This is a genomic window from Wolbachia endosymbiont of Bemisia tabaci (genome assembly GCF_003999585.1).
Taxonomy (GTDB): Bacteria; Pseudomonadota; Alphaproteobacteria; order Rickettsiales; family Anaplasmataceae; genus Wolbachia.
Window position 1 is genome coordinate 107,596 of the sequence record NZ_CP016430.1, and the last position, 6,090, is coordinate 113,685.

A 6,090-nucleotide genomic window follows, 5' to 3' on the forward strand; every position below is an offset into this window, starting at 1 on the left:
TAAAAATGAAAGTACGTAGTTGGCCTGATAGCTCAGTTGGTAGAGCAAAGGACTGAAAATCCTTGTGTCGCTGGTTCGATTCCTGCTCAGGCCACATTCTTTTTCTTAATGTTCTATAGTATATTATAGTATTAATATAATTATTTAGGAAATAATGTATAAATGTTACAATAGAGTATTTAATATACTATTAATTACATTTCTACTATTAAGTAATATCGCTTATAGTGAAAAAGCAAACAAAGAACCATCTGCTTTGACAGCAGAGAATGCAGTAAATTATAATATAATTGTTGGTTTATTGAAAACAGATGAATCTCAAAATATCTATGAGATATTCAATAATTTTGGGGTTAAAACTATATTCATTAACTACGACAAAATAATTAATCTAAAAGAAATCCAAGAAGAGTTTGCAAAACAAGATGAAATATTGGCAAAAAAGCTGATACTAGATCGAATAAAAGTTGAAGTTGCAAAATTTATCAAAAAGCAAAAGATAAACAGAATATTTATTTCAGATAACTTTCATTCAGCTCTTAACCCTTACCGCCAGCTTGTGAATGAAGCAATTGTAAAAATAGTAGATGACAATCCTACAATTCATTTGCTTGCCATATGCGGTGGTTTACAAGACATTATGTATGCAAAAGAAATTGAAGTAACAAATGTTGTTAATGATGAGAAGAATCATTTAAAATCAGCACAAAAAGAGAATATACCTCTTCAGCAGATAAAAATTGTTCCAGGTAGTCGTTTGGAAAAAGTGGTAGCTAGATTTTTACTACCTAATCAAAATGGCTGGTTTTCAACTTATTTTCCGAATGCTCATTCAGGTAAAGTAAGTAATGCTACAGAGAATAGAAGAAGGCTAGAGCTACTTGGATATAAAATTGCAGCATTTGCCAATGACGGGGTAATAGAAGCTATCGAAGATAAGCATGGTAATATTTACTTTCAAAGTCATCTAGAAGCCCTTGTTGTCAAATTAGATAAAAACTCTCGTCTGTCAAGTCAAAAGGCACGTCAGGTTTCAACACTAGTTGCTATAGCAATTATAAATGATTTTCTTCATCGCGTTTAATGCTAAAATAAGGAGAATCATCTAATGTCATGCAAGTACCCTTTTTCTTGTCATTCCAGTGCGTGACGCTGGAATCCAGTTTTTCATTTCATCAAATTTAGCATAAGCTCAAGTTTGCTTATAAATTTTTCTGGATGCCAGTGTCTGGGCACTGGAATGACATTATGAAATTTGAGCTCCAGTGTCAACTACTATAATGACACCTGATTATGATGAAAGAAATCTAATGATTTATATAAACCCCATAGCATGTCGAACGAAGCTTTTTTTAAGAAAATCTGAATTTTCAACTACCATTAAACCAAGATTGCTCAGAACTTTAACACAAAGTATTCTGTTGGAAAATATTCTATTTAGTCCATCAGTTGCAAGTGCCATAGTGAGGTTGTCAAAGTATCTATCACGTGAAATTTTCTTCAATAGGTAATTACTGCCAACGTCAATGCCAGACACTTTTGCATTAGTTATTTGTCTAATAACACTCTCTACATCTCTCATTCCAAGATTAAGTCCTTGACCTGCAACCGGGTGGATTGAATGTGCTGCATCGCCAATAAGCAAAATTCTGCTTTTATGAAGCTTTCTCGCAAAAGTAAAACTCAAAGGGTAAGATTTTCTTTCACCCTCTAATTCAATTTCTCCCAAATAAGAACCAAATCTTTTTTTGAGTTCTATGATAAACTCCTCTTCAGATAAGCTCATCAGCATTTTTGAAATTTCGCATTTTTCTGTCCAAACTATTGAAGAAGTATAGCCACCTTTCATTGGCAAAATTGCAAATGGACCACCAGGAAAAAACCTCTCTACAGCTAAGTTTTGGTGATGTAATTCATGTTTTACATTAAATACCATGCTATTTTGTTTATAATCAAATTTTATCATTGGTATAGAAAACAACTCTGGTAACTTAGAGTTTTTACCTTCAGCACAGATAAATAGTGATGATATCAATTTTTGATCATTATCAAGAGTAACTTCCATGTATCCTGCGTCACAAGAGATTGTTTTATAGGAACGTGGAGAATATATATTGAGTTTATGCAAAAAATTGTTATTGATTGCATTCCATATAATAGCGCTCTTGATTACATAGCCCATTGGCTCTTCACCAACCATTTTATGGTCATAATGAACAGTAAATGGGCTATCTCCATCTAATATGCATATATCAAGTATTGGTTCAGCTTCATCTTCTAAGAACTGCCAAATCCCTAATTTTTCTAGTATTTTTTTTGACCCTTGAGAAATAGCAAATGCTCGATTATCATTGACTGTGCATGGTAAACTATTTTTCTCAATTACGGCTACAGATACAGAGTCATTACTCAGGCCAATAGCAGTAATAAGACCAATTAGCCCACCACCTGAAATGATTACATCGTAATTCATTTTATTTACCTAAAATTACATTTTATTCATTTTGAAAATAGTTTAAACAAACTTTGTAGATGCTGGACTTCTTATCACTACCTTAGTATACCTCAGATTAGTAATAAAGTATTAATTATTTCATGCAAAATAGGTTTTATTTTATTAAAGGAAACAGCTTATGACTACAGATTGCAAAAAAGAATTACTAAATTGCATTAACAAGTACAGAGAAGAACTTGCAGAAAATAAAGCAGAAATTAGACAAACTTTAACTAGCGATAAAATTAATATAAGCGATTACTTTTATCAGGGTGATACAATCTGTAATGAAGAACTATTTAATGTAGGAGGCGAGTGTCAAGATACACAACGTGGTAAATATACGTATGATGAGTGGAAGGAAAAAATTGAAAAACCTCATGCTAAAGATTTGCTAAAGATGTTACAAAATGAAGTAAAAGGTAAAATATTAAAAAATTTTGAAGATTATGAAAAATATCATAAAAATGCTACTGAAGCTATAAAAAGAGAATTAGACATAGATTCAAAATTAAAGGCAATACTCAAAGAAAAGCAACAACCAGAAACTGATGAAACTCGAGCATATTATGACGTTATACGAGGTTTATATGAAAATGGAGACATGCGCTCTCAACTAAAGTGCAATGATCTTGATTGTTTCAATAGAAGATAATCTATCTCAAAAACAATCCGAGCTAGCTGCTATAAAGGATGACTTTTTGGATAATACGCAAAATATTTTTCAACATATTCAAGTTGAAGATAGTATTTTTTAGAGAAATAAGATTATGCTATTTTTTTAATGAAATTTCTTAAGTGGTAGATTATTTTTTACAGCTACAGCTGAGGTAGCTGTCACTACCTGAAATGTAACAAATAAAATACCAATCTTAAATATTGCTATATTTCACGATAGTTTCTTAACTTGACGCACATGCTCTTGGAACATTCTCATTTGTCAAATAGTTTCTGTCATGCTACACAATTTGTAATGCAGGTTTTAACTTACTTTTACGCAATATTGATCATTCTTGAAAAGCAATCTAACATTTTCTATTCCTTGATTACGAAGCTTTGATGCAGCTGATTTAGCTACCTGAGCGTTTACAAAAAATGCTACATATCCCTTACTTTCTGCATTGTTTTGTTTTGGGTGACGTTTCTGCATTTCTTTTTCATATTGCCTTTTGTAATGAGGAGTATTTTGTATCAATTGTTCTGACCTCTTTCTTAAGTACTCGACTTTTACCTTCGCAAGCCCAGACTTATGAAGTCCTAAAACTTGTGCTGCTTTTTCTGACAAGTCTATTATTCTACCTTCAACAAATGGCCCTCTATCATTAACTCTTATAACAAGCTTTCTTCCATTTTCTAAATTAGTAACACGAACAAAGCAGGGTAGGGGCAAGGTCTTATGTGCTGCAGAAATCAAGTGACGATTAAACACTTCACCGTTAGCTGTAATTGTGCCATGATCTTCTATTCCATACCACGATGCTATTCCTACTTCCTCATAACAGCTACAGTATTTTGGGTGGTAGGTGATACCATTTATTGTATAGCTATTGCCAATTTTATAATGACCTGCGGTGTGATTACACCTATTGCTAAAACTACAACTACTCATTAAAACGAATATTAGACATAGAAAGGCTAGTTTTTTTATCATTGTACTTAGTGAAATGGTTCGATACCATGAGGATTTTAAATTATACTATAATAAATTTAGTAATAAGTAAACGTCTACTGCCAAATATGCACAGCACTAAAAAAGAAGTAATACATATAATCGGTATAGGTGGAATTGGAATGAGCGCAATTGCTGAAATTCTTCATAATTCCAGTTATAAAGTTCAAGGCAGTGATACGCGATCAAACGACAATATAGATAGGTTACAAAAATTAGGTATAGAGGTCTATATTGGTCACGATGCAAGTAGTATTAGACAAGCTCAAATAGTTGTACATTCTTCCGCAATAAAACCTGATAATGTTGAGCTAGTTGCAGCAAGAAATAACAATAAAACCGTTTTGCATAGGTCAGACATGTTGGTTAAAATTATGAAAGGTAAATATGTGATAGCAGTTTCAGGTTCAAGTGGCAAGACGACGACGACAGCTATGATTGCTTCCATTTTTGATCATTCTGGTGCTGACGCCACTGTAATTGTTGGAGGAATATTAAATTCCTATCAGAGTAATTCAAAACTTGGCAAAAGTGACATTTTCTTAATTGAGGCTGATGAATCTGATGGAACTATGTTAAAAATTCCTGCAGATATTGCTGTTGTAACAAGTATTAATGACGACCATATAGACCATTACGGTACATTTAACGAAATCAAAAATGCGTTTTCTCGATTTGTAAACAACGCGAATTTTGCTATTTTGCCTGATTCTGCAGACATCAATCATGATGCGAGTAATTCTATAACGTTTGGGTTTGGAAATGGTAAAATTAGAGCTAGCAACATAAAACAACACAATAATAGCATAGAATTTGACGTGTTGATTAGTATAAACGAAAGTAATCGTATTCCATTGTCCACTACTCGAGTAGTTGAGAGGGATGGAATAAAAGCAGCCCTTTCTTCATCACCTCAATGCTTGAAACTGGATTCTCGTTTCAATGTTAAACAAGATACTATAGAATTTAAGAGGACAATCCCTAGAAAATCTCTACATTCAAAAAAAGTAAATCGTACTAATGCTATTTGAACAAGCTAGCGTAAAAGTAAGCTAAATTTTTTAAGGTACAAAAATAGCAAGAAACAGTTGTTTGAAAAAAATTGGAATTTGATTGGATTGCTGAAAATTGGCTCTCAAACTTTAGGCGCATGAGCAAGATAATACTCTTTAACTAATATAGATTAGTGATTTGGAAGAGATACATCTAGAGCAGCCGGCAAAGTTACAATACATATTACCGCAATAACTAGAAATGAGAAGGATCTATATGGTGATTATAGATTTTTCCAGATCTTGAAAACAATAAATAGACAGTAAATTAGAACTACTGCAAAAAAAACAAGAATAGCTGCACTGATTACTTGACCATTGTAAACGTAGCTTGTTAAGCCGATAAAAATAGCCATAACAAAAGCTCTAATGAACGAGAGTGCAGAAGAAGCCGTACCTTTAATTTCAGGAAAAACGTTTATTGATGCGTTAAAAACCACTGGCTGGCATATTGCACAACCAATAGAAAAAATAATCATAGATAGTGTTACTAAGTAGAAAGAATGGGGCATAATTACACTGAATATTACAAACAATAGAGATCCGATAGCACCCACGCTCGTACCAGAAATTACACACCATACGGCTCCAAATTTTTTGAGGATCTTAATAGAAAATAGGCTAATTAGTGAGAAGGACCCAACTATTGCACCTTGATGTAGTGCATAAATAGTACTGGATAAGCCAAAAGTTTCCATATACAAAAAAGGTCCGCAAGTAATGAATGACATATAAGCAGCAGAGAAGAGGCTCTGCTGCAAAGACAGAACCATAAATTTTGAACTCGATAATAATTTTCTGTAATCTTTCATCATTTTTTTTAGACTAAAAACATCGCGGTCCTTTTTTGTTTCTGGTAACAGAAAAATCAGCAA

Annotated in this window: 5 protein-coding genes, 1 tRNA gene and 1 pseudogene; 4 read left to right on the forward strand and 3 right to left on the reverse strand. The window is 32.8% G+C overall.

Going from position 1 to position 6,090, the window contains the following annotated elements; genetic code table 11:
- Positions 1-21: 21 nt before the first annotated feature.
- Together BBB02_RS00540 and BBB02_RS00545 are read left to right on the forward strand one after the other, a co-directional pair.
- Positions 22-94 (forward strand) — tRNA-Phe (locus tag BBB02_RS00540).
- Between the two features lie 60 nt (positions 95-154).
- On the forward strand, positions 155-1,084 hold the full coding sequence (locus BBB02_RS00545; protein WP_127463612.1) for a gamma-glutamyl-gamma-aminobutyrate hydrolase family protein: 930 nt from the start codon (positions 155-157) through the stop codon (positions 1,082-1,084).
- A 231-nt stretch (positions 1,085-1,315) separates the two neighbouring features.
- Here the strand turns inward: BBB02_RS00545 and ubiH are convergent, their stop codons facing one another.
- Positions 1,316-2,473 (reverse strand): 2-octaprenyl-6-methoxyphenyl hydroxylase, encoded by a 1,158-nt coding sequence (ubiH, locus tag BBB02_RS00550; RefSeq protein ID WP_127463588.1) that lies wholly within the window; start codon positions 2,471-2,473, stop codon positions 1,316-1,318.
- 160 nt (positions 2,474-2,633) lie between these two features.
- On the opposite strand from ubiH, the gene BBB02_RS00555 reads away from it, so the two are divergent.
- A complete protein-coding gene (locus BBB02_RS00555; RefSeq protein ID WP_245970132.1) occupies positions 2,634-3,149 on the forward strand; it encodes a hypothetical protein in 516 nt (171 codons plus the stop codon).
- 327 nt (positions 3,150-3,476) lie between these two features.
- On the opposite strand, the gene BBB02_RS00560 is transcribed toward BBB02_RS00555, so the two are convergent.
- Positions 3,477-4,145, reverse strand: coding sequence for a septal ring lytic transglycosylase RlpA family protein (locus BBB02_RS00560; RefSeq protein ID WP_012481726.1), 669 nt, complete (start codon positions 4,143-4,145; stop codon positions 3,477-3,479).
- Between the two features lie 26 nt (positions 4,146-4,171).
- Between BBB02_RS00560 and BBB02_RS00565 the strand changes: the two are divergent.
- Positions 4,172-5,000: pseudogene (locus BBB02_RS00565) on the forward strand (Mur ligase domain-containing protein); the annotation flags it as partial.
- 439 nt (positions 5,001-5,439) lie between these two features.
- Here the strand turns inward: BBB02_RS00565 and BBB02_RS00570 are convergent.
- A partial coding sequence (locus BBB02_RS00570) for an MFS transporter (RefSeq protein ID WP_127463613.1) occupies positions 5,440-6,090 on the reverse strand: 651 nt, incomplete at its 5' end.

Coding starts and splice junctions, on each gene's coding strand:
- BBB02_RS00545 (WP_127463612.1), top strand. CDS start 155: ATGTATAAATGTTACAATAGAGTATTTAATATACTATTAATTACATTT.
- ubiH (WP_127463588.1), bottom strand. CDS start 2,473: ATGAATTACGATGTAATCATTTCAGGTGGTGGGCTAATTGGTCTTATT.
- BBB02_RS00555 (WP_245970132.1), top strand. CDS start 2,634: ATGACTACAGATTGCAAAAAAGAATTACTAAATTGCATTAACAAGTAC.
- BBB02_RS00560 (WP_012481726.1), bottom strand. CDS start 4,145: ATGATAAAAAAACTAGCCTTTCTATGTCTAATATTCGTTTTAATGAGT.